Origin of the sequence: Streptomyces mobaraensis NBRC 13819 = DSM 40847 (assembly GCF_017916255.1) — a bacterium.
Classification (GTDB): Bacteria; Actinomycetota; Actinomycetes; order Streptomycetales; family Streptomycetaceae; genus Streptomyces; species Streptomyces mobaraensis.
The window spans coordinates 2432904-2458618 of the sequence record NZ_CP072827.1; the positions used below are offsets into that span (position 1 = coordinate 2432904).

General features: G+C 72.0%; 27 protein-coding genes. 15 read left to right on the top strand and 12 right to left on the bottom strand.

Annotation, left to right across the window (positions count from 1 at the left end; all coding sequences use genetic code 11):
- The first annotated feature begins 92 nt into the window (after positions 1-92).
- The 4 genes from J7W19_RS10170 (at position 93) to J7W19_RS10185 (ending at position 2882) form a co-directional block, all read left to right on the top strand.
- Positions 93-560, top strand: coding sequence for a hypothetical protein (locus tag J7W19_RS10170; RefSeq protein WP_004945189.1), 468 nt, complete (start codon positions 93-95; stop codon positions 558-560).
- 167 nt (positions 561-727) lie between these two features.
- Positions 728-1339, top strand: a complete 612-nt coding sequence (locus J7W19_RS10175) for a Uma2 family endonuclease (protein ID WP_004945187.1) — start codon at positions 728-730, stop codon at positions 1337-1339.
- An 82-nt stretch (positions 1340-1421) separates the two neighbouring features.
- A complete protein-coding gene (locus J7W19_RS10180) occupies positions 1422-2339 on the top strand; it encodes a phosphotransferase family protein (protein WP_004945186.1) in 918 nt (305 codons plus the stop codon).
- A 30-nt stretch (positions 2340-2369) separates the two neighbouring features.
- Positions 2370-2882, top strand: coding sequence for a hypothetical protein (locus J7W19_RS10185; protein ID WP_004945184.1), 513 nt, complete (start codon positions 2370-2372; stop codon positions 2880-2882).
- Between the two features lie 78 nt (positions 2883-2960).
- Here the strand turns inward: J7W19_RS10185 and J7W19_RS10190 are convergent, their stop codons facing one another.
- A complete protein-coding gene (locus J7W19_RS10190) occupies positions 2961-4343 on the bottom strand; it encodes a glycine--tRNA ligase (RefSeq protein WP_004945183.1) in 1383 nt (460 codons plus the stop codon).
- A gap of 186 nt (positions 4344-4529) precedes the next feature.
- On the opposite strand from J7W19_RS10190, the gene J7W19_RS10195 reads away from it, so the two are divergent.
- The 4 genes from J7W19_RS10195 to J7W19_RS10210 all read left to right on the top strand — a co-directional run bounded on the left by J7W19_RS10195 (position 4530) and on the right by J7W19_RS10210 (position 7905).
- Entirely contained in the window at positions 4530-5513 is a 984-nt protein-coding gene (locus tag J7W19_RS10195; protein WP_004945181.1) for a metal ABC transporter substrate-binding protein, read from the top strand.
- A gap of 68 nt (positions 5514-5581) precedes the next feature.
- Complete coding sequence (locus J7W19_RS10200) at positions 5582-6367, top strand: metal ABC transporter ATP-binding protein (protein WP_004945177.1); 786 nt, start codon at positions 5582-5584, stop codon at positions 6365-6367.
- Complete coding sequence (locus tag J7W19_RS10205; protein WP_004945174.1) at positions 6367-7269, top strand: metal ABC transporter permease; 903 nt, start codon at positions 6367-6369, stop codon at positions 7267-7269. Before J7W19_RS10200 ends, J7W19_RS10205 begins: the two co-directional genes overlap by 1 nt.
- A 216-nt stretch (positions 7270-7485) precedes the next feature.
- Positions 7486-7905 carry a Fur family transcriptional regulator gene (locus tag J7W19_RS10210; protein ID WP_004945173.1) on the top strand — a complete coding sequence of 140 codons (420 nt, stop codon included), beginning with the start codon at positions 7486-7488 and terminating at the stop codon, positions 7903-7905.
- Between the two features lie 63 nt (positions 7906-7968).
- Here J7W19_RS10210 and J7W19_RS10215 read toward each other — a convergent pair whose 3' ends face one another.
- The 4 genes from J7W19_RS10215 to leuA form a co-directional block, all read right to left on the bottom strand.
- Positions 7969-8796 (bottom strand): isoprenyl transferase, encoded by an 828-nt coding sequence (locus tag J7W19_RS10215; RefSeq protein ID WP_004945171.1) that lies wholly within the window; start codon positions 8794-8796, stop codon positions 7969-7971.
- Between the two features lie 18 nt (positions 8797-8814).
- Positions 8815-9561 carry a DNA repair protein RecO gene (recO, locus tag J7W19_RS10220; protein ID WP_004945168.1) on the bottom strand — a complete coding sequence of 249 codons (747 nt, stop codon included), beginning with the start codon at positions 9559-9561 and terminating at the stop codon, positions 8815-8817.
- 214 nt (positions 9562-9775) lie between these two features.
- Positions 9776-10513 (bottom strand): tellurite resistance TerB family protein, encoded by a 738-nt coding sequence (locus tag J7W19_RS10225; protein ID WP_051072773.1) that lies wholly within the window; start codon positions 10511-10513, stop codon positions 9776-9778.
- 218 nt (positions 10514-10731) lie between these two features.
- Positions 10732-12534, bottom strand: a complete 1803-nt coding sequence (leuA, locus tag J7W19_RS10230) for a 2-isopropylmalate synthase (RefSeq protein WP_004954836.1) — start codon at positions 12532-12534, stop codon at positions 10732-10734.
- 402 nt (positions 12535-12936) lie between these two features.
- Here leuA and J7W19_RS10235 point away from each other — a divergent pair, with 402 nt between their 5' ends.
- From J7W19_RS10235 to J7W19_RS10255, 5 genes are all read left to right on the top strand, one after another.
- The gene (locus J7W19_RS10235) at positions 12937-14010 is read left to right on the top strand and encodes a M4 family metallopeptidase (protein ID WP_051072772.1); all 1074 of its coding nucleotides are present in this window, start codon (positions 12937-12939) and stop codon (positions 14008-14010) included.
- A gap of 29 nt (positions 14011-14039) precedes the next feature.
- Positions 14040-14306, top strand: coding sequence for a protealysin inhibitor emfourin (locus J7W19_RS10240; protein ID WP_004954832.1), 267 nt, complete (start codon positions 14040-14042; stop codon positions 14304-14306).
- A gap of 74 nt (positions 14307-14380) precedes the next feature.
- Positions 14381-14698, top strand: a complete 318-nt coding sequence (locus J7W19_RS10245) for a hypothetical protein (protein WP_004954826.1) — start codon at positions 14381-14383, stop codon at positions 14696-14698.
- Positions 14698-16047: a hypothetical protein gene (locus J7W19_RS10250; protein ID WP_004954821.1), complete on the top strand. Its 1350-nt coding sequence runs from the start codon at positions 14698-14700 to the stop codon at positions 16045-16047. Before J7W19_RS10245 ends, J7W19_RS10250 begins: the two co-directional genes overlap by 1 nt.
- An 8-nt stretch (positions 16048-16055) precedes the next feature.
- Entirely contained in the window at positions 16056-16877 is an 822-nt protein-coding gene (locus J7W19_RS10255; protein WP_004954819.1) for a hypothetical protein, read from the top strand.
- A gap of 55 nt (positions 16878-16932) precedes the next feature.
- Here the strand turns inward: J7W19_RS10255 and era are convergent, their stop codons facing one another.
- The 3 genes from era to J7W19_RS10270 form a co-directional block, all read right to left on the bottom strand.
- Positions 16933-17874 carry a GTPase Era gene (gene era, locus J7W19_RS10260; protein ID WP_004954816.1) on the bottom strand — a complete coding sequence of 314 codons (942 nt, stop codon included), beginning with the start codon at positions 17872-17874 and terminating at the stop codon, positions 16933-16935.
- Between the two features lie 78 nt (positions 17875-17952).
- Positions 17953-18306, bottom strand: a complete 354-nt coding sequence (locus J7W19_RS10265; protein ID WP_004954814.1) for a cytidine/deoxycytidylate deaminase family protein — start codon at positions 18304-18306, stop codon at positions 17953-17955.
- Between the two features lie 77 nt (positions 18307-18383).
- Positions 18384-19214, bottom strand: a complete 831-nt coding sequence (locus tag J7W19_RS10270; RefSeq protein ID WP_233478251.1) for a helix-turn-helix transcriptional regulator — start codon at positions 19212-19214, stop codon at positions 18384-18386.
- Between the two features lie 178 nt (positions 19215-19392).
- Between J7W19_RS10270 and J7W19_RS10275 the strand changes: the two genes are divergently transcribed.
- Positions 19393-20880 carry an MFS transporter gene (locus tag J7W19_RS10275; protein WP_004954811.1) on the top strand — a complete coding sequence of 496 codons (1488 nt, stop codon included), beginning with the start codon at positions 19393-19395 and terminating at the stop codon, positions 20878-20880.
- Positions 20881-20944: 64 nt separating this feature from the next.
- On the opposite strand, the gene J7W19_RS10280 is transcribed toward J7W19_RS10275, so the two are convergent.
- Complete coding sequence (locus tag J7W19_RS10280) at positions 20945-21799, bottom strand: helix-turn-helix transcriptional regulator (protein WP_210455320.1); 855 nt, start codon at positions 21797-21799, stop codon at positions 20945-20947.
- Positions 21800-21900: 101 nt separating this feature from the next.
- Between J7W19_RS10280 and J7W19_RS10285 the strand changes: the two genes are divergently transcribed.
- Positions 21901-23310: an MFS transporter gene (locus J7W19_RS10285; protein WP_004944335.1), complete on the top strand. Its 1410-nt coding sequence runs from the start codon at positions 21901-21903 to the stop codon at positions 23308-23310.
- Between the two features lie 101 nt (positions 23311-23411).
- On the opposite strand, the gene J7W19_RS10290 is transcribed toward J7W19_RS10285, so the two are convergent.
- The 3 genes from J7W19_RS10290 to ybeY form a co-directional block, all read right to left on the bottom strand.
- Positions 23412-23822 carry an SRPBCC family protein gene (locus J7W19_RS10290; RefSeq protein WP_004944338.1) on the bottom strand — a complete coding sequence of 137 codons (411 nt, stop codon included), beginning with the start codon at positions 23820-23822 and terminating at the stop codon, positions 23412-23414.
- A gap of 87 nt (positions 23823-23909) precedes the next feature.
- Positions 23910-25217, bottom strand: a complete 1308-nt coding sequence (locus J7W19_RS10295) for a hemolysin family protein (protein ID WP_004944341.1) — start codon at positions 25215-25217, stop codon at positions 23910-23912.
- Positions 25214-25711 carry an rRNA maturation RNase YbeY gene (gene ybeY, locus J7W19_RS10300; protein WP_004944344.1) on the bottom strand — a complete coding sequence of 166 codons (498 nt, stop codon included), beginning with the start codon at positions 25709-25711 and terminating at the stop codon, positions 25214-25216. The genes J7W19_RS10295 and ybeY overlap by 4 nt, the downstream gene beginning before the upstream one ends.
- Between the last annotated feature and the right edge of the window lie 4 nt (positions 25712-25715).

Here is a 25715-nt window from a genome sequence, read left to right on the forward strand (position 1 = left end):
GCGGAAAACCGGCAGGACCCCGGTGACGCGCGCGATTCCGCGTCTGGAATTCTTGAACTGTTCCGGGAATTCGGGGATACAGGGGGGACGTCATGCGCCTGCGTGCGCTTGGTCTGATATGCGGTCTGATCGCGGCCGTATCCGTCACCAACACCGGATGCGCACGCGTCTTCGCCTGCGGTGACGAGGGCGACCGCCCGGCCGGGCTCATCCGTCAGGACATGGTCGGCACTTATCGCGCCGATCCCTTCGGCACCCTGACGCTGAAAAGCGACGGAACGTTCGAGGTCAGCGACTGGCCGGAGTTCGACTACCCGAAGAACCCCAAGCACACGGGCCGGGCCGCCGGCACCTGGACACTCCAGCCGGAACGGAAAACCAGGGGGACGCGCGATGACCTCGAGCTCTCTTTCACCGGAAATCGGTACTGGGACTCCGATTTCTCCGAGTGGAGGAACCATTTCTCCTTCGACGTCACGGGCAACCGGCAGAAACCGCGCCTGTACCGCTTCACCACGGATCCGGACGTCTGCGAACTCCACACCTTCCGCCACGGCTGACGCGGCCGGGCGGGTTCATCACGGCGCGAGGCGCCGGACCGCCCAAGCGCTCCCCCCACCCGGAAGCTTCGCGGTCACCGAGCCGAACGAACCCCGGACTGTCAGTGGGGGCCGCTACGGTGTGTAGTGCACGGCTTACTCATCAGGGGAGGCGCATGATGGCAATCATGGTGGACATTCCGCGCGAGGCGCTCCAGTCGATACACGGCGGTGGGGACGGGGACGAACCGAAGGCCGATTTCGAGCAGCTCTGCCGCGATCTGGAGCAGGTCAACGACACCCTGCCCGACGGGTACCGCGTGGAGATCATCGGGGGGAAGATCATCATGTCGCCGTGGTCCCAGGGCCGCTACCTGCGCGCCATGCGGAGTCTTGAGCGACAGCTCAGGCCGCACGCCCCGGAGGGGCACGAGGTGGGCACCGAGCCCTGCCTGTTCCGCTTTCCCGCACAGGAGCGAGGCTACGGGCCCGACCTGCACGTCGCCGACGAAGCCCTCGTCGACGTCGAGAGCATCTTCCTGCCGGGCGAGGCCCTGTCCCTGGTCGGCGAGGTGACCTCCTCGTCCACACGGGCTTTCGACCTCACTGACAAGGTGGACGTCTACGGCCGGGGCGGCGTCCCGGTCTACGTCCTGATCGACATGGCCGTCAAAGCGGTCACCGTGTACCACGACCCCACCCCCGACCGCGGCTACCGGGCCCACACCCAGGTCAAGTTCGGCGACAAGGTGCGGATCCCCGCCCCCTTCGACTGCGAGGTGGACACTGCCGCTTGGTGAACCCGACGGGCATCAGGCGCGGCGGCCCGCCCGCGTCAAAATCCCGTGACGGCGGGCCGCGCCCCGCCTAGGATCAGCTGCCGTGCTCTCCCGACCCTCCTTCATCGACGACCACACCGTCACCGACGCGATCACCGCGCACTGGCCGCTGCCCGACGTGACGGAAGTCGCCTACCTCCCTTGGGGGTTCGGCGCCTACCACTGGCGGGTGTCGGCCGCCGACGGCACGACGCTGTTCGTCACGCTGGACGAGCTGGAGCCGCGCCATACCGCCGCGTCGCTGGAGGCCGCCTACGCGGGAGCCGCCGCCCTGGCCGCCGCCGGGCTGGAGGTGGTGTGCGCGCCGCTGCCCGCGCGCGGCGGGCGGTTCACCGTGGCCGTGGACGGCGGTGCGCTGAGCGCGTCGCCGTGGCTGGACGGCCGGTCGCCCACCGAGGAGGAGGCGGCCCGCCCGGAGCACGTCGGGGAGGTCGTCGAGGCGCTCGCCGCGCTGCACGCCGCCGCGCCGCCGGAAGGGCTGCGGCCCTGGGCCCCGCGGGTGGCGCCCGGGTTCGCCGGGGACGTGCGGGACCGTACGGCCCGGCCCTGGACGTCCGGGCCGCTGGCGGAGGAGGCCAGGACGGCGATCGCCGCGCGCGGGACGGCCATCGCGCGCTGGACGGAGCGCTATCACGAGCTGGCGGACCTCGCCCGTACCCGCCGCGCCGACTGGGTGCCGACGCACGGCGAGCCGCACAACGACAACCAGGTCGTCACCCCGTCCGGTCTCCGCCTGGTCGACTGGGAGTCGCTGGCCCTCGCCCCGCGCGAGCGGGACTACGCGGACCTGCCGGACGACCGCCGCCCGGACGCCGACCCGGCCATGCTCGAACTCTTCGCCCTCGACTGGCGCCTCTCCGAGATCGACGAGTACGTCCGCTGGTTCGCGGCCCCGCACACCGGCACCGAGGACGACCGCACCGCCCTCGCCGACCTCCACGAGGAGCTGGCGGCGGAGTAGGGCCGAACCTCCGACCCGTACGGTGGCCCGATGGGCCTTCTCGACAGACTCAACGGCACCCGGCACCCCGCCCCCGGTACCGTTCCGCGTCCCGCCGACGACGTCCGGGCCGCGCTGCTCGCCGTCGCCACGGCCGACACCCCGTACGACGTCCGCGACGGCGCCCCGGAGGGCGTCGACGTGGTGGCGGAGTGGCGCGTCCGCGAACCCGGCGTCGGCCGGGCCGGGAGCGGCCGTGTCGACCGGCGGCTTCAGATCCGGATGAGACTGGTCCCGGCCGACCACGAGGTGCGCGCCCTGGACCTGCTGTGGGAGGTCACGTCGGTGGGCGGCGGGAAGCGCCGCACGACGGGGGCCGGGCACTCCTGGGGCAACGTGACCGCGGTCTCCCGGCAGTGGACCCTCGAACGGGGACCCACGGGCCGCCTCCGGCTGACCGAGACGTTCGGCTTCGACAGCTCGGCGCTCAAGAACCCCCTCCGCGACGCCGTCCTCGCGGCGGGCTGGACATGGCGCGGAACGCTCCGCCGCAAGCTCCGGTAAGCCCGGAGGCCCCGCCCCCGCGCCGAGGAGCGCGGGGCCGGGGCCTCCGGTACGAGACGGGCCGCGGGACGGACCCGGTCAGCAGCCGAGCAGACGGCCGCCCAGGTACGCCTCGATCTGGTCGAGGGAGACGCGCTCCTGCTTCATCGTGTCGCGCTCGCGCACGGTCACCGCGTTGTCGTCGAGGGTGTCGAAGTCGACGGTGACGCAGAACGGCGTGCCGATCTCGTCCTGGCGGCGGTAGCGGCGGCCGATGGCGCCGGCGTCGTCGAACTCGATGTTCCAGTGCTTGCGCAGGTCCGCCGCGAGGCCCTTGGCCTTCGGGGAGAGCTGCGGGTTGCGGGACAGCGGGAGGACGGCGACCTTGACCGGGGCCAGGCGCGGGTCGAGGCGCATGACGACGCGCTTCTCCATGACGCCCTTGGCGTTGGGCGCCTCGTCCTCGACGTACGCGTCGAGCATGAAGGCGAGCATGGCGCGGTTCAGACCGGCCGCCGGCTCGATGACGTACGGGAAGTAGCGCTCGCCGGCCTCCTGGTCGAAGTACGACAGGTCCTGGCCGGAGGCGGCGGAGTGGGCCTTGAGGTCGTAGTCGGTGCGGTTGGCGAGGCCCTCCAGCTCCGAGAACTCGGTGCCGCCGAAGTTGAAGCGGTACTCGATGTCAACGGTGCGCTTGGAGTAGTGCGAGAGCTTCTCCGCGGCGTGCTCGTACCACCGCATGTTCTCCTCGCGCATGCCGAGGCCGGTGTACCAGTTCCAGCGCTGCTCCATCCAGTACTCGTGCCACTGCTCGTCCTCGCCCGGCTTGACGAAGAACTCCATCTCCATCTGCTCGAACTCGCGGGTGCGGAAGATGAAGTTGCCCGGCGTGATCTCGTTGCGGAACGACTTGCCGGTCTGGGCGATGCCGAACGGGGGCTTGCGGCGCGAGGTCTGCTGCACCTGGGCGAAGTTGGTGAAGATGCCCTGCGCGGTCTCGGGGCGCAGGTAGCTCACCGAACCGCTGTCCTGCGTCGGGCCGAGGTGGGTGGAGAGCAGGCCGGAGAACTGCTTGGGCTCGGTGAAGCCGCCCTTGTTGCCGCAGTGCGGGCAGTTGAGGTCGGCGAGGCCGTTCTCGGGGAGGCGGCCGTGCTTGGCCTCGTACGCCTCCTCCAGGTGGTCGGCGCGGAAGCGCTTGTGGCAGGAGGTGCACTCGGTCAGCGGGTCGGTGAAGGTGGCGACGTGACCGGACGCCTCCCACACCTCGCGGGCCAGGATCACCGACGAGTCGAGACCGACCACGTCGTCGCGCGAGGTGACCATGGAACGCCACCACTGGCGCTTGATGTTCTCCTTGAGCTCCACACCGAGCGGTCCGTAGTCCCAGGCGGCACGCTGACCGCCGTAGATCTCACTGCACGGATAGACGAAGCCACGGCGCTTGCTCAGGCTGACGATGGTGTCGATCTTCTCGGCGGCCACGGTGCTCTCTTCATTGCGACGATGAACAGCGAATGCTTCAGGTTACCGGCGCGGCACCCCCTCTCATCAAATCGGTCCCGCCCCGAACGCTCGCCAACCGGCCACCGGCCCCTCCGGCCCTCGCCCGGACCGTCCCGCGATCCCTCTTGTTGACAATCGTTTCCATTTTCGTTGAAAATGAGTGTCATGAACGACAACCCTCGCCGCCCCGCCAGCCGGTCCCCCCGAATAACCGGGATCGCCGTCGCCCTGGCGGCGGCGCTCGGCCTCGGCACGCTCTCCGCCTGCGCCTCCGACGAGCAGACGAGAGGCGAGGACGGCAAGCTGGACGTCGTGGCGTCGTTCTACCCGATGGAGTTCCTCGTCCGGCAGATCGGCGGGGACCACGTCCACGTCACCGGCCTCACCAAGCCCGGACAGGAACCGCACGACCTGGAGCTCAAGCCCCGGCAGGTCGCCTCCCTGGAGAAGGCGGACGCCGTCGTCTACCTCAAGGGGCTCCAGCCCGCCGTGGACGAGGCGATCAAGCAGTCCGGCGCGAAGAACGTCGCCGACGCGGCCTCCCTCACCCGCCTGGAGAGCCACGGCGACGAGGTCGACGGCCACGACCACGGCGACCACGAGAGCCACGACGCCCACGGCGAAGGCGCCGCCGACCCCCACATCTGGCTCGACCCCGTGAAGTACGCCGAGGTCGCCCAGGGCGTGAACAAGGTCCTCGCCAAGGCCGCCCCGGACCACCGGGAGATCTTCCAGAAGAACACCGACATCCTGGTGAACCGCCTCAAGGACCTGAACGCGAAGTTCGCGGACGGCCTGCGGAACCGCGCCTCCGACACCTTCATCACCACCCACGCCGCCTTCGGCTACCTCGCCGAGCGCTACGGGCTGACCGAGGAGGCCGTCAGCGGCGTCGACCCGGAGGCCGAGCCCAGCGCGGCGCGGATCAAGGACCTGCACAAGCTGGCGAAGGACCACCACGTCAACACGGTCTTCTTCGAGACCATCGCCAGCCCGGCCACCGCCAAGACCATCGCCGGCGACCTCGACCTGCGGACCGACGTCCTGGACCCGCTGGAGGGCATCACGGACCACTCCAAGGGACACGATTACTTCGAGGTCATGGAGTCCAACCTGGCGGCCCTGCGGAAAGCGCTCGGTGCGAAGTGAGCACGCGCACGGAGACCGGCACAGAGAGCACTTCGGCGCCCGGTGCGCGCGCACCCGAGGAGGCGGACATGGAACAGACCGAACGGACCGAGCAGCCCGTCATATCCCTGCGCGGGGCGACCGCGTCGCTCGGCGCGCGGCCCGTCCTGCGCGGGGTCGACCTGGAGGTCCGGCGCGGCGAGGTCGTCGCGCTGCTCGGTGCCAACGGCTCCGGGAAGTCCACGGCGGTCCGGGCGATCGTCGGCCAGGTCCCGCTGACCGGCGGCGAACTGGAGCTGTTCGGGACGCCGAAGCGCCGCTTCCGCGACTGGGCGCGGATCGGGTACGTACCGCAGCGCACCACCGCCGCGGCCGGCGTCCCGGCGACCGTGCGCGAGGTGGTCTCGGCCGGTCGGCTGGCCCGGACGAAGCTGGGGTTCAGCCGCCGCGCCGACCGCGACGCCGTGGTGAAGGCGCTGGAGCTGGTCGGCATGGCGGACCGGCTCAAGGACTCGGTGAACGCGCTCTCCGGCGGCCAGCACCAGCGGGTGCTGATCGCCCGCGCGCTCGCCGTCGAACCCGAACTGCTGATCATGGACGAGCCGATGGCCGGCGTGGACCTCGCCAGCCAGGAGGTGCTGGCGAACGCCCTCCGCGAGGAGGTCGCCCGGGGCACCACCGTCCTCCTCGTCCTGCACGAACTGGGGCCGCTGGAGCCCCTCATCGACCGGGCGATCGTCCTGCGCGACGGCTGCGTCGTGCACGACGGGCCGCCGCCCGAGGCCGTGGGCCAGCACGCGCTCCCCGGCCACGACCACGTACACCCGCATGCCGACCCGGCCGCGGAACCGACTCGGACAGGTTTGCTGAGCTGATGGAGATCCTCGACGCCGCGTTCATGCAGCGCGCACTGCTCGCCGCGCTCCTCGTGGGCATCACCGCCCCCGCGATCGGCATCTACCTCGTCCAGCGCCACCAGGCGCTGATGGGCGACGGCATCGGCCATGTCGCCCTCACCGGCGTGGGCCTGGGCTTCCTGCTCCACACCAGCCCGGTGTGGGTGGCCGCCACGGTCTGCGTGCTGGGCGCCGTCGTGATGGAGCTGATCCGCTCCTACGGCAAGGCCCGCGGCGACATCGCCCTCGCCATGCTGTTCTACGGCGGCATGGCCGGGGGCGTGATGCTGATCAACCTCTCGGACAACGGCTCCAACGCCAACCTGGTCACCTACCTCTTCGGTTCGCTGACCACGGTCTCGCAGCAGGACATCGTCGCGATCTGCATCCTGGCGGCCTTTGTGATCCTCGCCGCACTGGGCCTGCGACGGCAGCTTTTCGCCATCTGCCAGGACGAGGAGTTCGCCCGCGTCACAGGTCTCCCGGTGCGCCTGCTCAACCTGCTGGTCGCCGTCACGGCCGCGCTGACGGTCACCGTCGCCATGCGGGTGGTCGGCCTGCTGCTGGTCAGCGCCCTGATGGTGATCCCGGTGGCCGCGTCCCAGCAGATCGCCCGCAGCTTCGCGAGCACGCTGGCGCTGTCCGTGGGCATCGGGGTGCTGGTCACCCTCTCCGGCACCACGACCTCGTACTACGTGGACGTCCCGCCGGGCGCCACCATCGTGCTGATGGCGATCGGCGTCTTCGTCGCCCTCACGGCCATCGCCGCGCCACTGGCCGGATCCCGCGCCCGGAAGAAGGCGCTCGACGAGGAGCGGTGCACGCTGACGGAGCCCGGCGCACCGGGCGCTCCCGGTTCCCCGGACGACGTACGCGTCTGAGGCCCCGCTCACCCGCGTGCGACGGCGGTCACATCGGCGATCACAACTGCTGCGGCGACCGCGGGGTGCAGGTTAGGCTAACCAAACCTGTACTCCGCAGGTCGTCCGGAACGCATGGATCATGGCAAACGACCGGTACGCGGGGCCTGGCACAATTGGCCCGCACGCCGCCGAAATCCGTGCGTGGGTGTGTCAGCCGAGCTTGAGGAGGCAACTGTGGCGACCGCCGGTCCCCCGGTACGCGGCCGAGCCACCAAGCAGCGCGCCGCCGTCGCGGCGGCGCTCGACGAGGTGGACGAGTTCCGCAGCGCTCAGGAACTCCACGACATGCTCAGGCACCGCGGCGCGTCCGTGGGGCTGACCACCGTCTACCGCACCCTGCAGTCCCTCGCCGACGCCGGCGAGGTGGACGTCCTGCGCACCAGCGAGGGCGAGGCGGTCTACCGCCGCTGCTCCAGCGGACACCACCACCACCTGGTCTGCCGGATGTGCGGCAAGGCGGTCGAGGTCGAGGGACCGGCCGTCGAGACGTGGGCCGACACCATCGCCCGCGAGCACGGCTTCGTGGACGTGGCGCACACGGTCGAGGTCTTCGGCACCTGCGGGGACTGCGCCCGCGCGGCCGCCGGCGCCTGAGCCCCTCCCGACGTACGACGGAACGCCCGGCCCGTGCGGGCCGGGCGTTCCGTCGTTCCCCGCTCAGGCCGGCGCGCCGTCCTCCTCCACCGCGTTGGGGATCGCTCCGCCGAACCGCCGGTCCCGCTGCGCGTACTCCAGGCAGGCGCGCCACAGGTCGCGGCGGTCGAAGTCCGGCCAGAGCACGTCCTGGAACACCATCTCCGCGTAGGCGCTCTGCCAGAGCAGGTAGTTGGACGTGCGCTGCTCGCCGGACGGGCGCAGGAACAGGTCCACGTCCGGCATGTCCGGGTAGTAGAGGTACTTCGCGAAGGTCTTCTCGGTGACCTTCGACGGGTCGAGCCGACCGGCCCGGACGTCCTCGGCCAGCGCCTGGGCGGCGTCCGCGATCTCCGCGCGCCCGCCGTAGTTCATGCAGAAGTACAGCGTGAGCAGGTCGTTGTCCTTGGTCTGCTCCTGGGCGACCTGGAGCTCCTTGGCGACCGAACGCCACAGCTTGGGCATCCGGCCCACCCAGCGCACCCGGATGCCGAGCGCGTCGAGCTGGTCCCGGGTCTTGCGGATGAAGTCCCGGTTGAAGTTCATCAGGAAGCGCACCTCGTCCGGGGAGCGCCGCCAGTTCTCGGTGGAGAAGGCGTACAGGGAGATGCTTCCGACGCCCATCTCGATCGCGCCCTGGAGGACGTCCAGCACCCGCTCGGCGCCGACCTTGTGCCCCTCGGTGCGCGGCAGCCCGCGCTCCTTGGCCCAGCGGCCGTTGCCGTCCATGACGATCGCGACGTGCTCGGGGACGAGCTCACCGGGGATCTTCGGCGGCCGCGCGCCCGAGGGGTGCGGCTCGGGGGTGCGGTACTCGCGACGTGAACGGCCCAGAAGCCCGCGTCGTGCCATGGCTGCCACTACTCCTATTTACTTCTCCACGTAGCGGAGCGAACGAAGCCCCCGCTCGAGGTGCCAGTGCAGATATGCGGCGACGAGGCCGCTGCCCTCCCGGACGTACCGCGCCTCGCACGCGTCCGCCGTGGCCCAGTCCCCGGACAGCAGGGCGGCGAGGAGCCCGATCGCCTCCGAGGAGGGTACGACGCTTCCGGGCACCCGGCAGTCACCGCAGACCACACCGCCGGCCGCCGTCGAGAAGAACCGGTTGGGACCCGGCATCCCGCAGCGGGCGCACGCGTCGAAACTCGGCGCGTACCCGTTGACGGCGAGCGAGCGCAGCAGGAACGCGTCGAGGATCAGATGCGGCGCGTGCTCCCCGGCCGCGAGCGTCCGCAGCCCGCCGACGAGCAGCAGGTACTGCTGGACGGCCGGCTCGCCCTCGTGGTCCGTGAACCGCTCGGCGGTCTCCAGCATGGCCGTCCCGGCGGTGTACCGGGCGTAGTCCGCGACGATCGGCCCGCCGTACGGCGCGATCGTCTCGCTCTGCGTGCACAGTGGCAGGCTCCGGCCCACCAGCTCCCCGCCGCGGGCGAAGAACTGCACGTCCACGTGCGAGAAGGGTTCGAGGCGGGCCCCGAACTTCGACTTCGTCCGGCGCACACCGCGGGCCACGGCGCGGACGCGGCCGTGGGCGCGGGTGAGGAGGGTGATGATGCGGTCCGCTTCGCCGAGCTTTTGCGTGCGGAGCACGATGCCGTCGTCGCGGAAGAGGGTCATGGGGGCATTGTCCCGCACACGCGGAACGCTTGCGGCAGGGGCTGCGCCCCCGCACCCCCGAAACCGCGCTCCGCGCGGTTCTCCTCAAGCGCCGGACGGGCTGATTTCAGCCCGTCCGGCGCTTGAGGACGAGCGGCGAAGCCGCGAAAGCGGGGTCTGGGGCGCAGCCCCAGGAAACGGCGAAGGGGAGGGGCCGGGGCAAACCCCCCGCCGTCTACGACGGCGTCCGCGCCGCCGCCGCCAGCAACCGGTCCGTGTCCTCCGGACAGATCATCAACGCCCGCCCCACCGTCGCCAGCACCTCCCGCTCCGCGGGCCGGTAAGGCCCGTCCGCGAGCGCGATCCGGGCCCCCTGCAACAAGATCGACTCCCGCCCGGCGGGCGCGAGGTGCGGGGCCAGCGGCTCCAGCGCCTCGTGCAGCTCGATGGCGAGCGCCGTGCCGCACGGATCGAAGCCGTCCCGCCCGGACACGGCGGAGCCCGCGGGGAATCTGCCGGGCCCGGGCAGCCGGCCCGTGTCGGCGGCCAGCGCCTCGATCAGCGTGACGAGCTGCTCCTCGCTGCAGTCGGCGAAGCCGGCCGCGCGCACCGCCCCCACCGCCGCCCGGCGGACCGTACGGGCCTCCGTGCCGCCCGCCGCGAGCACCGCGAGCGCGACCGTGTGCACGGCGTCCCGCAACATCGCGGAGAACCGGGTGGTCGTGGGGTGGTCGAGGACGTCCATCGGGTACCGCTCGCGGCACGCCGTGCACTCGACGACCGGCCCCACCGGCCCGCGCGGCAGCAGCGGCAGCCCCAGGACGACGAGGCGCCGGCGGCCGGTGCGCCGGTGGTAGTTCCGGTCGCCGCCGCAGCCGGGGCAGAAGAACTCGCCGTCGCCGACGGTGCGCCATACGGTGCGCACGCCCAGCACACACCGGTCGGGGCTCGGTCGGCCTTGCGCGTGCTTCACGGCGCACACCTCCTAACGCCACGGCCTCGTCGCCGCGTTGACGTGATGTTAGCCACATCGTCGACGTGCCGTCAGCACCCCGTGCGCAGACTCGGGGCGGTCCGGGGCGCCCAGGTACCGAACGCGCCCCCGAGCCCACCGGATGCGGTGGTTTCGGGGGCGCGTCCTTGACGATCGCGGCGCGACGCCCGTGGACCGGGCGTCAACTCCCGCTTCCGTCAGGGCCGGTACGCGCGGTTCACCGCGGACACGACCGCCTTGATGGCGGCGCGGGTGGTGTTGGCGTCGATGCCGATGCCCCACAGCACCTTGCCGTCGATCACGCACTCGATGTACGAGGCGGCCTGGGCGCTGGCGCCCTCGCTCATGGTGTGCTCGGTGTAGTCCAGCAGGCGGGCGTCGATGCCGGTGGCGGCGAGCGCGTCGAAGAAGGCGGAGATCGGGCCGTTGCCGGTACCGGTCAGGACCGTCTCCTCGCCGTCCACGACGGCCTCGACGGTGAGGACGTCGGCGCCCTCCCCGGCCGTGGTGGTCTGGGCGGCGCGCAGTTCGACGCGTCCCCAGGGGTTCTCGTCGGTGGGCAGGTACTCGTCCCGGAAGACGGACCAGATCTCCTGCGGGGTGACCTCGCCGCCGTCCGCGTCGGTCCGCGCCTGGATGATCTTCGAGAACTCGATCTGCATCCGGCGCGGCAGGTCCAGCTTGTGGTCGTTCTTCAGGACGTAGGCGATACCGCCCTTGCCGGACTGCGAGTTGACGCGGATGACGGCCTCGTACGACCGTCCGACGTCCTTGGGGTCGATGGGCAGGTACGGGACCGCCCACTCGATCTCGTCCACGCTCCGGCCCTCGGCGGCGGCGGTGGCCTCCATCGCCTCGAAGCCCTTCTTGATGGCGTCCTGGTGGGAGCCGGAGAAGGCGGTGTAGACCAGGTCGCCCGCGTAGGGGTGGCGCGGGTGGACCTCCATCTGGTTGCAGTACTCGGCGGTGCGGCGGATGTCGTCGATCCGGGAGAAGTCGATCTCGGGGTCGACGCCCTGGGAGAACAGGTTCATGCCCAGCGTGACCAGGTCGACGTTGCCCGTCCGCTCGCCCTGCCCGAACAGGCAGCCCTCGACACGGTCGGCACCGGCCATCACGGCCAGCTCGGCGGCGGCGACGGCGGTGCCGCGGTCGTTGTGCGGGTGGGCGGAGAGGCAGACGAACTCGCGGCGGGACAGGTGGCGGCCCATCCACTCGAAGCGGTCGGCGTGGGTGGAGGGGGTCGAACGCTCCACCGTGGCGGGCAGGTTGAGGATGATCTCCCGGCCCGCCTCCGGCTGCCAGACGTCCATGACGCCCTCGCAGACCTCCAGGGCGAAGTCCAGCTCGGTGTCGGTGAAGATCTCCGGGCTGTACTGGTACCCGAAGACGGTCTCGTCCCCGAGGATCTTCTCCGCGTACTCCATGACCAGCCGCGTCCCGTCCACCGCGATCTGCTTCACCTGCTCGCGCGAGCCGCGGAAGACGACGCGGCGGAAGACGGGCGCGGTGGCGTTGTAGAGGTGGACGGTGGCCCGGTGGGCACCGCGCAGCGACTCCACGGTCCGTTCGATCAGCTCCTCACGGGCCTGGGTGAGGACGGAGATCGTCACGTCCTCGGGGATCGCGCCCTCCTCGATGATCGAGCGGACGAACGCGAAGTCGGTGGCGCCGGAGGAGGGGAAGCCGACCTCGATCTCCTTGTAGCCCATGCGGACCAGCAGGTCGAACATCTCACGCTTGCGGGCCGGCGACATGGGGTCGATCAGGGCCTGGTTGCCGTCGCGCAGATCGGTGGAGAGCCAGCGCGGTGCCTTGGTGATGCGGCGGTCCGGCCAGGTGCGGTCGGGCAGGTCCACGGCCTCGTACCGGCCGTACTTGTGCACCGGCATCCCGGACGGGCGCTGGGTGAGGGTGGCGGCGGTGAGGGGGGTGGGACGGCCTACGGAGTCGGGGATCCGGATCGTCCGGGGCGGCTGCGGGGACGACTGCTGGGACATCTGCGAAGGTCTCCTCGGGTGCTCCACGTGGGTCCCGGGCTCCGTCACGGCGGAGCCGGGGGGGCCGACGGGGCGGGCGGTGTTCCCAGGGGCTCCCGAGGAGGGATCCCGGGCCGGGCACCGCAACACCGGTCTCCGCGGGGAGGGGGTCGGCCGACGACTACGGACCCTCGCCGCGGCAGCTAAGGAGAAGCAGCCCACAACGCATGATGCGTCGCACAGTAGCGGAATGCGGCGGAATGCGGTCCGCCCGTATCAGCATGCGGGACGCCTGTCCGGCGACCACGGTCCGTTACCAGAACGGACGCACCTCGACCGGTCAAAGAATCTCCAAGCACACTTTTTCGTTAAATCATGACGCCGGGGAGTGACAAGTGCGTGACTCTGTGCGACATTCCGGCCATGAATGGCGACCCCACCGGGACCGTGCCCGCACGCCGTCCCTTCTGCACGATCGTCCCCCCACACGTTCTGGACCGGCTGGCCTCCTCCGAGGACCCCCGTCACTTCGAACCCGCCCGCCGCACCCTGGAGCACGACGGCGCCCTGCGCACCCGCCGCCGCGTCACCGCCCTCCGCGGTGCCGCCGCCGGCGCCGGCACCCCGTCCGACACCCCCCGGCGCACGATCTACGACGCGGGCCACCGCACCGTCCTGCCCGGCGGCAAGGTACGGGGCGAGGGCGACGCCCCCAGCAAGGACGCCACCGTCAACCGGGCCCACGCGGGCCTCGGCGCCACCTTCGACCTCTACCTCAAGGTCTACGGCCGGCACTCCATCGACGACGCCGGCCTGCCGCTGAACGCCTCCGTCCACTACGGCCGGGAGTACAACAACGCCTTCTGGGACGGCGAACAGATGGTCTTCGGCGACGGCGACGGCGAGATCTTCCTCGACTTCACCCTCCCCGTGGACGTCATCGGCCACGAACTGACCCACGGCGTCACCCAGCACACCGCCAACCTGGAGTACTACGGCCAGTCCGGAGCGCTCAACGAGTCCCTGTCGGACGTCTTCGGCTCCCTGATCAAGCAGTACGCCCTCGGCCAGAGCACCGCCCAGGCGGACTGGCTCATCGGCGAGGGCCTCCTCGGCCCTGACGTCCACGGCGCCGCCCTCCGCTCCATGAAGCAGCCCGGCACCGCCTACGACGACCCCCGCCTGGGCAAGGACCCCCAGCCGGCCGTCATGGACGACTACGTCCGCACCTCCCGCGACAACGGCGGGGTGCACATCAACTCCGGCATCCCCAACCACGCCTTCTACCTGCTGGCCAACGAACTCGGCGGCAACGCCTGGGAACGCGCGGGCAAGGTCTGGTACGCCACCCTCACCGGCGGCGAGCTCTCCTCCGACGCCGACTTCGCCACGTTCGCCCGCCTCACCGCCGCCACGGCCCGCACCCTCTTCGGCGAAGGCGACGAGACCCGCGCCGTCCTCAAGGCCTGGGCCCAGGTGGGCGTCCCCACCTCGTAAGGCGGTCCCCGGCGGGCCACAATGACGCCATGCGGATCGTCATCACACGAACCGGCGGCTTCGCCGGGATCGAGCGCCGGGCCGAACTGGACACCACAGGCCGGCCCGACGCCACCCACCTGGAAGCCCTCGCCCACCGCGCCCTGGCCCCCGGCCGCGAATCCCCCACCCGCGGCGTCCCCGACGGCTTCCACTACGAGATCACGGTCGACAACCGCAAGGTCCACCTGGCGGACCCCCATCTCACGGAGGATCAGCGGGAACTGATCCGGACGGTGCTGCGGGAAGGGGCGTGAGGCGGACGCACCGCTTGCCGTTCACAGAGCGTTAACCTGTTCGAGCACATCGGCTCAAACAGGGGGAATCGCTCATGGGATGGCCTGATCTCGGCGTACAGGACGGCAGACCGAGGAGCGTCGCCGCCGAATTCCACACGGCCAGCTCCGAGGGACAGGGCACCGCCAAGCTCGACGACCCCGTCAAGGCGGCGAAGGCGCACTCCGGCTGGTCGGTGTCCGGAGTGAGCGACGAGTGCGTCACCGCCTGGAGCAAGCGCCTCCACGAACTCGGCGCCTCCGCCCGTACCGCGGCCTCCTCCATCACCAAGGCCATGGACGAGTACAGCGGCACGGACCACTCCATCGAGGCCGAGCTCCGCAAGGGCGCGCAGGCCCTGGAGGGCGCCTGATGGTGACCGTCCCCGACCTCCACGACGCCAAGCCGCAGCTGTGGCGTGACGCCGCCGACGACGTGCTCCGCGCCGCCAAGCACTGCGAGGAGATCGGCGGCCTGGCGCGCGACCGCGTCGCGGCGACGCTCCGGCAGTGCTGGATCGGTGACGGCGGCGAGGCCGCTCGCAAGACGTTCGTCCAGCACGCCGGTGACTACGAGGCCGCGGCCCTGTCGCTGCGCGCGCTCACCAAGGCGTACGACGACCTCGCCGAGGCGATCGAGAACGCCCAGCGCGACCTGACCAGCGCTCTCGACTACGCGCGCTCCAACGATCTGCACGTCGACGAGAGCGGCCGGGTGCAGCTCGCCCACGCCGTCGCGACGGCTCCCGGCGACACCACGTATACCGACCGGATCAGCCACGCCCAGGGCATCATCAACGACGCCCTCACCAAGGCCGCCGCGGCGGACGTGAAGGCCGCCGACGCGATCCGAGCCGTCAAGGGGCTGACCGAGATCAAGGATCCGGCCATGGTGAAGGAGGCGCTCGTCCCCGGCAGCCCGCTCAACGTGGCGCTGCACCTGGCCAACGGACCCGGCGGCCTGCACCCGGTGAACGTCGGCGCGGCACAGCTCGCCGCGGTGGACCGGGCGGCCCGTGAGACGGGCATGAGCAAGACCTTGCTCCTGGCCATCCTGTGGCAGGAGCAGCAGTGGTACCAGAACCATGACAAGGACCCCAACAGCCTGCTGGGGCGGTTCGGACGGGTCTTCGACTGGTCGCTGGAGGAGACGATCAAGCCGGACAAGTCGCTCGGCATCACGCACATGAAGCTGAAGACGGCCCGCGAGGTCATCCGGAACCACGACAAGGACTTCACCGTCGGGGGGCAGCGCCTGAGCGATCTGAGCGACGCCCAGCTGACCAAGTACATCGAGGAGAACCCGAACGAGGACATCCGTCTGAGCGCCTACCTCCTCCAGGACCTGAAGAAGAACCCTTACGGCGCGCGCACCGACAAGCACCTGTTCCTGCTGTACGCGGCCGACACCCCGCAGGTCCGTGAGGCGAACGAGCGGTACGGCGACGACACGGACAGCCGCGGTGGCGCGATCCGGCACCGCGCCTCGAACTGGGACAAGCTCCAGCCGCACCTGACCGACGCACAACGTTGGGAATCGTTCACGGACGAGCAACGAGCTCAGGCCCTCAAGCAGTTGGAGAGTCAGACGCCCAAGGGCCACCACTTCGACCTCGGTCCCCTCTTCGACACCGGGGGAAGGACCACCGGTACGGGATCGGGCGAGCCCAAGCCCGGCACTCCCTCCCCGGAACCCGGGCCGGCTCCGACCCCGCCGAAGTGATGGCTTCCGTGAACAAGCCCGTACGCGCCCTGTTCGCCGTCGCGACCGCCGTCGCCCTCACCTCCTCCTGCGGGGTGGGGGAGGACGGCGGCCCGCCCGCGCTCGTTCCCATGCCCAAGGAGGTGCCCACGAAGCCGGAGTACCAGGACGCCGACGCTGTCGTCCGGGCCCTGGGTACGGCGGGTATCCCCTGCAAGGTGCTGCGTCGGTCACCGGCCGACCCCAAGTTCGGCACGGGTCTGGACTGCCGGGCCGAGATCAAGGGAACCACGTTCGAGAACCAGATCGACGTCTCGAACCCCGAGAACTACCAACGCGACCGCATCGGCGACTCCATCGCCTCCCGCCGCAAAGCCCCCTACAGTCACACGCTCGTCGCCGCCGGCAACTGGTACGTCCGCGTCATGGAACCCCGCTACGCCCCCCGGATCGCCCAGGCCCTGCGCGGTGTCGTCCTGCGCCCGGAGGGCGACAAGATCCCCGACTACCCGCTGCCGAGCATCCCCGCGGAGCCGCGCTACAAGAACGTGGGCGCCCTGGCGGACGCCCTCGACGCGGCCGTCGGATGCGCGGACCGGAAGTCCCAGGGGTCGGCGGTGATCGACTGCACCACCGGCAAGAAGTCCGGCACCCCCAACTGCGCCACCCTCGCACTGCACGCCACCCCCGCCGACCGGGACCGCACGCTGCGGGAGGCCATCGCGTACAAGGGCGTCCCGGCGACCCTGGTCACCGCCGGGAACTGGACCGTCAACCTCTGCGACGACGGGCTGGGCGAGCGCGTCGCGCGGGCGCTGCGCGGCAGGGTCGTGCGCTACGACGGGGGCTGAGGCCCCCGGGGTCCGCCCCGGCCCGCCGCGCGCCCGGCCCGTGGCGGGCGGCGGTCTAGAAGCCCAGCTTGCGCAGCTGCTTCGGGTCGCGCTGCCAGTCCTTGGCGACCTTGACGTGCAGGTCGAGGTAGACGGGCGTGCCGAGCAGGGCCTCGATGTGCTTGCGGGACTTCATCCCGACCTGCTTCAGGCGGGCGCCCTTGGGGCCGATGATGATGCCCTTCTGGCTGGGGCGCTCGATGTAGACGTTGGCGTGGATGTCGAGCAGCGGCTTGTCGGCCGGCCGGTCCTCGCGGGGGAGCATCTCCTCGACGACGACGGCGATGGAGTGCGGCAGCTCGTCGCGGACGCCTTCCAGGGCCGCCTCGCGGATCAGCTCGGCGACCATGATCTGCTCGGGCTCGTCGGTGAGGTCGCCCTCGGGGTAGAGCGGCGGGCTCTCCGGGAGCATCGGGACCAGCAGGTCGGCGAGGAGCGATACCTGCTTGTCGCCCACCGCCGAGACCGGGACGATCTCCGCCCACTCGATGCCCAGCTCTTCGCCCAGCCGCTGGATGGCGAGCAGCTGCTCGGCCAGGGCCTTGGAGTCGACCAGGTCCGTCTTGGTGACGATGGCCACCTTGGGCGTCTTCTTGATCCCGGCCAGCTCGCCCGCGATAAAGCGGTCGCCGGGGCCGAGCTTCTGGTCGGCCGGCAGGCAGAAGCCGATCACGTCGACCTCGGCCCAGGTGGTCCGGACGACGTCGTTCAGCCGCTCGCCGAGCAGGGTGCGCGGCTTGTGCAGGCCCGGGGTGTCGACCAGCACCAGCTGGGCGTCGGGGCGGTGCACGATGCCGCGCACGGTGTGGCGGGTGGTCTGCGGCCGGTTGGAGGTGATCGCGACCTTCGTCCCCACCAGAGCGTTGGTCAGGGTCGACTTGCCCGCGTTGGGGCGGCCGACGAAGCACGCGAAACCCGCGCGGTGGGGCGCCTGGGAGGGGGATGAAGCTCTGTCCATGGGGTTCATTCTCCCCGATCGCCCGGCCTTCGCCGACCAGCGGGCGCGGGAGGCCGCACGGCCCGCCGCCGGAGCCGGTCAGCCCGCCGTCACGACCGCCGACGGAACGCCGTCCGGGCCCGCGAGCAGCACCGGGGTGTCCGGGCCGCCCAGGTCGCGGACGGCCGCGCGGTCGGCGTCGGGGACGGCCGCCGCCTCGGAGACCACCGCCGCCGCCTCCAGGGAACGGGCACCACTGGCCACGGCCATCGCCACGGCGGTGGCCAGGGCGCTCAGCCGCAGCGAGTCGAGGGCGACGGTGCCGGCCACGTACGTACGGCCGGTCTCGTCCCGTACCGCCGCGCCCTCCGGCACGGCGTTGCGGGCGCGGGTGGCCCGGGCGAGGGTGATGAGCTTGCGGTCCTCGGGGTCGAGCTCGGTGATCTCCGTCATGGCCCGAGGATAGTGAAGCGGCCCGGCACGCCCGCCACCGGTCGGGCCACCGACGAGGCCACGGACCAGGCCACCGGTCAGCTCGCCACCGAGACGGAGTGCAGGCCGCCCCGCCGCGCCTCCGGCGAGTTCAGCCAGGCCACCCGCTCGGCGGTGTTCGTGCCCGGCACCGGGTTGTGCATCACGATCGTGAGGTCCGGCCGGGCCGGCACCTGGAGCGCGGTGGTCTCGAAGGACAGCGTGCCGACGACCGGGTGCTCGTACTCCTTGACGAGCTGCCCGGCGGACTGCACGTCGTTCCGCGCCCACAGGTCGGCGAACTCCGGGCTCTCCGCCGCCAGTTCCTCGACGATCAGCGCGAACCCCTCGTCGTCCGGGCGCTGTGCGCAGGCGGCGCGGTACTGGGCGACGACCTGACCGGCGTTCCGCTCCCAGTCCGCCGCGCGCGAGCGGTAGACGGGGTCCGTGAAGAAGGAGATCAGGCAGTTCTGCCGGATCTCCGGGCGGAAGCCCATGACGACGGCGGCCGACTCGTTGTAGGCGACCGTGTTCCAGTAGGGGTCCATGATGTGCGCGGGGTTGGGCAGCCAGCCCTCGATCAACCGCATGAGGCCGTCGCACAGGTGGTCCGGATCGTCCACGACGGAGTCGGGCAGCGGCGGGTTGAGACCGGCGAGGACGTACAGGTGGCGGCGCTCGGTCCCGGTCAGCCGGAGCACCCGGGCGACCGCGTCGAGCACCTGCGGCGAGACGGTGATGTCCCGGCCCTGCTCCAGCCACTGGTACCAGGAGGCGCCCACGCCCGCGAGCACGGCGACCTCCTCGCGGCGCAGCCCCGGCGTGCGACGGCGTCCGCCGCCGTCCGGCAGGCCGGCCTCCGCCGGGGTCACCCGGGCCCGGCGGCTCATCAGGAAGTCGCGCAGTTCCGGGCGGCGGTTCGGCCCGGCGGCGTGCGGGCGTGTCGTCACGGTTCCCCCTCGTCCGCGTGTCGTACGCGTCTCGTCGCATCCTCGTGTGGCTGGTGGTGCGGCCACCACCATAAGTGCCGACTCCCCGGCCTTATTCCGGGAGCCCGAGGGTGGACGCATGTCGCTCGAAACGTCCCCTCCCCCCACCACCCTCGATCCCACCCTCGGTCCCGCCCCCGCCGCGCCCTCCGCCCCGGAACCGGCGGACGCCCGGATGACCACCCGCGCGAAACTCGTCCTGCTGGTCCTGTGCGCCGCGCAGTTCATGGTCGCGCTCGACTTCTCCATCCTGAACGTCGCCCTGCCCGTCCTCGGCGACGACCTCGGCATGAGCCGGTCGAACCTCCAGTGGGCCGTCACCGCGTTCGCCCTGCCCTCCGGCGGCTTCCTGCTCCTCTTCGGCCGGATCGCCGACCTCTACGGCCGGCGCCGCCTCTTCCTCGCCGGGCTGACCCTGTTCACGGCGGCCAGCGTCCTGGCCACCCTCGCCTGGGACCCCGCGTCCTTCCTCGCCGGGCGGGTCCTCCAGGGCCTCGGCGCGGCCGTGATCGTGCCGACCGGCATGTCCCTGCTGACCACCACGTTCCCCGAAGGTCCGCAGCGCGAACGCGCCCTCGGCATCAGCAGCACCCTCATGTCCCTCGGCTTCACCATCGGCATGGTGCTCGGCGGCGTCATGACGGACGGCCTCGGCTGGCGTTCCACCATGGGCCTGCTCGGCGTCGCCGGCCTCGCCGTGCTCCTGCTCGCCCCCGGCCTCCTCGCCGAGTCCCGGCCCGCCGAGCGTCCCCGGCTCGACCTCCCCGGCGCGGCGACCGTCACCGGCGGACTGCTGGCCCTGATCTACGCCCTGTCCACCGCCGCCGAGAACGGATTCGGCCGCACGGACGTCGTCGTGGCCCTCGTGGCCGGGGTCGTGCTGCTCGCCGCCTTCGCCGTCGTGGAGTCACGGACCGCCGAACCGCTGGTGAACCTGTCCATGCTGCGCCGCCCGACGGTCGCCTTCGGCAACCTCGCCGGCCTGACGACGTTCGCGACGATGACCGCGGCCATCTTCCTCCTCACCCTCTACCTCCAGGACGTCCTGCACCTCTCGGCGTTCCGCACCGGCCTGATCTTCGGCGTCGAGGGTGTGGTCGCGGTGCTCTCCGGCACGGTCGCGTCCAAGGTGATCGCCCGCTTGGGCACCCGAGGCACCCTCTTCGCCGGGCTGCTGAGCCAGGCGGCCTGCACCGCGCTGCTCCTCGGCATCGGCCGCTCGTCGGGCGCCTGGCTGACGCTCGTCGCCATCTCCCTCGCCGTCATCGGCCACCTGTGGGCGATCGTCGCCTACGGGGTCACCGCCACCTCCGGCCTTCCGGACGGTGAACAGGGCCTGGCCACCGGCCTGGTGACCAGCTCCCAGCAGATCGGCATCACCGTCGGCATCCCGCTGCTCAGCGCCCTCGCCTCGGCCCACACCGCCGCCCTGCGGTCGGACGGCGACGACGCCGTCGGGGCCGCGCTCGGCGGGATCAAGCTGGGGCTCGGGGTCGACGCGGCGGTCGTGGCCGCGGTGGCGGTCCTGGTGGCGGTGGGGCTGCGGGGGCGGGGCGCGAAGCGGTGACCGCCGGGGCGGGGCGGGGGATGTCCCGGTCCTTCCTCCAGAGGGCGCCCCTGGACGGGCTGCATCAGCCCCCGAGCAACCCCTGCACCTTCTCCGCCGTCCCCGTCCCGGGAACCGGGTTGTGCACCGCGATCGTCAGATCCGGCCGCGACGGAACCCGCAGCGGCGTGCTCTCGAAGCAGAGCCGGCCGGCCCGCGGATGGTCGATCTCATACACCAGCTGCCCCTCGGGGCGCACGTCCCCGGACTCCCACAGCCGCGCGAACTCCTCGCTGAGCGCGCACAGCCCGGCCACCGCCTCGGCCACCTCCGCCGCCTCCTCCGACCCCGGCCGTTCACTCCGCGAGGCGCGGAACTGGGCGACGAGCCGACGGGCGTCGTCCTCCCGGCGGTCGGCGGTCCGGTAGGCGGGATCGGTGAAGAAGTCGGCCAGCCAGTTGCGGCGCTCGCCCGGCCGGAAACCCCAGACGAGCGCCGCCGACGCGTTGTGGGCGACGGTGTTCCAGCAGGGGTCCAGGATGTGCGCGGGCCAGGGCAGCCACGCGTCGATCAGCCGCCGGAGCCCCGGGCACAGGTCGTCCGGCCGCTGCCCGGACTCCGGCAGCGGCGGGTTCAGCCCCGCCAGGACGTAGAGGTGGCGCCGCTCGACGGACGACAGCCGCAGCACCCGGGCGACCCCGTCGAGCACCTGCGGCGAGACGGTGATGTCCCGCCCCTGCTCCAGCCACTGGTACCAGGTGGTCCCCACCCCGGCGAGGACGGCGACCTCCTCGCGCCGCAGCCCCGGCGTCCGGCGGACGCCGCCGGCCGGCAGGCCCGCCTCCGCCGGACTCACCCGGGCCCGCCGGCTCGTCAGGAAGCGGCGCAGTTCGTCACGGCGGTGCGGCCGTACGCCGCCCGCGCGCGGTGCGGTGGTCACAGGTCCCCCCTCGAAAAGGCTCCGCCACCCCGGCTGGTAGTCCGGCTGCCACCATAAACACGCTCTCCCCGGCGGTATTCCGGGCGGCCGACGGTGGGGGCATGCCGTACGACACGTCCGACGCCCTCAGAACCTCCCCGCCCCCGGCCCCCGCCCTGTCCGCGCGGGCCCGGCTGACGCTCCTGGTGCTGTGCACCGCGCAGTTCGTCGTCACGCTGGATTTCTCGATCCTCAACGTCGCGCTGCCCGTGCTCGGTGACGACCTCGGCATGGGCCGGGCCGATCTCCAGTGGGCCGTCACCGCGTTCGCCCTCCCCTCCGGCGGACTCCTGCTGCTGTCCGGCCGGCTCGCCGACCGGTACGGCAGGCGCCGGCTGTTCCTGCTGGGGCTGGCCGTGTTCACCGCGGCGTCGGTGCTGGTCACCCTCGCCTGGAACCCCGCCGCGTTCCTGACCGGCCGGGCCCTCCAGGGCGTCGGCGCGGCCCTGATCGTCCCCACCGGCATGGCCCTGCTGACCACCACCTTCCCCGAGGGCCCGCAGCGCGAGCGGGCCCTGGGCATCAGCGGCACCCTGCTCTCGCTCGGCTACACCACCGGCATGGTGCTCGGCGGAGTGCTGACGGACGGCCTCGGGTGGCGGTCCACGATGGGGCTGCTCGCCGCCGCGGGCGCGGTGGTCCTGGCGGTGGCCCCGGGCGCGCTGCCCCCGGACGGCGCCGCGGCGCGGGCCGGCGACCGCCGCCCGGTCGACCTGCCCGGCGCGCTGACGGTCACCGGCGGGCTGTTCGCCCTCGTCTACGGCCTGTCGACGGCGGCCGAGGACGGGTTCGGCGGCATCGACGTGATCGTCGCACTCGTCGCCGCCGCGGTCCTGCTGGGCACCTTCGCGGCCGTCGAGTCCCGGGTCGCCGACCCACTGGTCCCACTGCCGATGCTGCGCCGGCCGACGGTCGCCTGGGGGAACCTGGGCGGACTGGCGACGGTCTCCACCATGACCGCCCTGATCTTCCTGCTGACCCTCTACCTCCAGGAGGAACTGGGTCTCTCGGCCTTCCGCACCGGCCTGCTCTTCGGCGTGCAGGGCCTGTTCGCCGCCTTCGCCGGACTGACCGCCTCCCGCGTCATCGGCCGCCTCGGCGCGCATCGCGCGCTCGTCGCCGGGCTGCTGCTGCAGACCGTCAGCACGGCGCCGCTGCTGTGGCTCGGCACCGGCCCGGCCGCCGCCTGGTGGGCGCTCACGGCGGCCTCCGCCGGCGTCGTCGGCAACCTGTGGGCCGTGGTCGCCTACGGCGTCACCGCCACGGCCGGCCTCCCGGACGGTGAACAGGGCCTGGCGACGGGCCTGGTGACCACGGCCCAGCAGCTGGGCACCACGGTCGGGATACCGCTGCTCGGCACGGCGGCTTCGGCGTGGGGGTCGCGGGCTGCCTTCGGGGTGGACGCGGTGGTGGTGGGGGTTGCGGTGGTGGTGGTTTCGGTGGGGTTGGGGGCGGCGGGGCGTCGGGGATGACGAGCGGCGGAGCCGTGCACAAGGGCGTCAGCCCCGGGAAACGGCGGAAGGGCGGGACCGGGGCACCGCCCGCCGCAGGCGCGGCGCCCCGCGCCGCCGCCTCACCCCGGCCCCTCCCCCCGCAGCCGCACCTGCTCCTCCAGCCGCTCCAGGCTCTTGTCCAGCGCCTCCTCCACCACCCCGTCGTCCGGCCGCTGCGAGCCCTGGTGGAAGGAGAGGTGCACGGTGACCTGGCTGGAGCCGCTGCCGTTGCCGGCGACCTGGAGCCAGCCGCTGTAGCGGCCGTCCTCGCGGGTCCCCCACTCCAGCCGCATCTGCTCCTTGCGCGCGCGGACGAGGGCGTCGGCGTCCTCGCCCGTCCGGTCCTCGTGCACGGTGACGGCGGGCGGGTCGTCGGGGTGGACGTGCAGGTCGCGGGGGAGCCAGCTGTCGAGCCGGTTGAGGTCGCAGACCTGGTCGAAGACCATCTCGGGCTGCGCGGGCAGGGTGCGGGTGCGTTCGAACTCGCTCATGGAGGGCGGGTAACCGGCCCCGCCCCCATCCATGCGGCGGGACGGCCCGGATTCCCCCGGACGGCCCGCCCTCCCCGGGGCCCGCGGCTAACCCGCCGTCTCCTCCGCCCGCACCGGCTCCACCAGCACCGTCACGATCCGGTTCCGCCGCCCCGCCGGCGCCTCCGCGATCAGCCGCAGCGCCGTCACCGAGGGGTCGGCGCCGTGCTCGGGCAGGGGCACGTCGGCCGTCGCGCCCGCGATCGGGACCCGGCCCAGCGCCTTGGCGAGCAGTCCGCCGACCGTCTCCACGTCCTCGTCGTCCAGCGCCTCGATCCCGTACAGCTCGCCGAGGTCGCCGATGTCCAGCCGGGCCGTGACCCGGTAGCGGCCGTCGCCCAGCTCCTCCACGGGCGGCAGCTCCCGGTCGTACTCGTCGGTGATCTCGCCGACGATCTCCTCCAGGATGTCCTCGATGGTGACGATGCCGGCCGTGCCGCCGTACTCGTCGACGACGACCGCGCAGTGGTTGCGCTCCTGCTGCATCTCGCGCAGCAGGTCGCCGGCGTTCTTGGTGTCGGGGACGAAGACGGCCGGCCGCATGGCCGTGGAGACCGGCTCGGCCTCGGCCTCCCGGTTGATGTGCGTCCGCCGGACCAGGTCCTTGAGGTAGACGACGCCGACGACGTCGTCCTCGTTCTCGCCCGTCACCGGTATCCGGGAGAAGCCGGAGCGCAGCGCCAGGGTGAGCGCCTGCCGGATGGTCTTGCCGCGTTCGATGACGACGAGGTCGGTGCGCGGCACCATCACCTCGCGGACGAGGGTGTCGCCGAGTTCGAAGACGGAGTGGACCATGCGCCGCTCGTCGTCCTCGATCAGCGACTCCTTCTCGGCGAGGTCGACCATCGCCCGCAGCTCCGCCTCGGAGGCGAACGGGCCCATGCGGAAGCCGCGGCCCGGGGTGAGGGCGTTGCCGATGAGGATCAGCAGCCGGGGCACCGGGCCCATGATCCGGGCCAGCGGCAGCAGGACGTACGCCGCGGCGGTCGCGGTGTTCAGCGGGTGCTGGCGGCCGATGGTGCGCGGCGAGACGCCGACGGCCACGTAGGAGACGAGGACCATCACCGCGACGGCGACGGTCAGCGCCTCCCAGGTGGCGTCGAACTCCCGGAGGCAGACGTACGTGGTGAGCACCCCGGCCGCCATCTCGCAGGCGACCCGCACCAGCAGCGCCACATTGAGGTAGCGGGTCGGGTCGGAGGCGACGGCCAGCAGCTTCGCGCTGCCGCGGCGCCCGGCCCGTACCGCCTCCTCGGCCCGGAACCGGGTGGTGCGGGCGAGGCCGGCCTCCGCGCAGGCGGCGAGCCAGGCGACGACGAGCAGGAGGACCGCCGCGGCGATCAGTTGTCCGGTCACGTGATCGTCGGAGCCGGGGAGGGCCCCTCGATCCCGCGCTCGGCGCGCCAGCCGTCGATGATCGCCGCCTGGAGGCCGAACATCTCGGCCTTCTCGTCGGGTTCCTCGTGGTCGTAGCCGAGGAGGTGGAGCACCCCGTGCACGGTGAGGAGCTGGAGCTCCTCGTCCATCGAGTGCCGGGTGGGGGCCGCCTCGCCCTGCTGCTTGGCGACCTCCGGGCAGAGCACGATGTCACCGAGGAGCCCCTGCGGGGGCTCGTCGTCGTCCTTGGCCGGCGGACGGAGCTCGTCCATCGGGAAGGACATCACGTCGGTCGGCCCGGGCAGGTCCATCCACTGGATGTGCAGCTGCTCCATGGCCTCGGTGTCGACGACGATGACCGAGAGCTCCGAGAGCGGGTGGATGCGCATCCGGGCGAGGGCGTAGCGGGCGACGTCGAGGATCGCCTTCTCGTCGACCTCGGTGCCGGATTCGTTGTTGACGTCGATCGCCATGGTG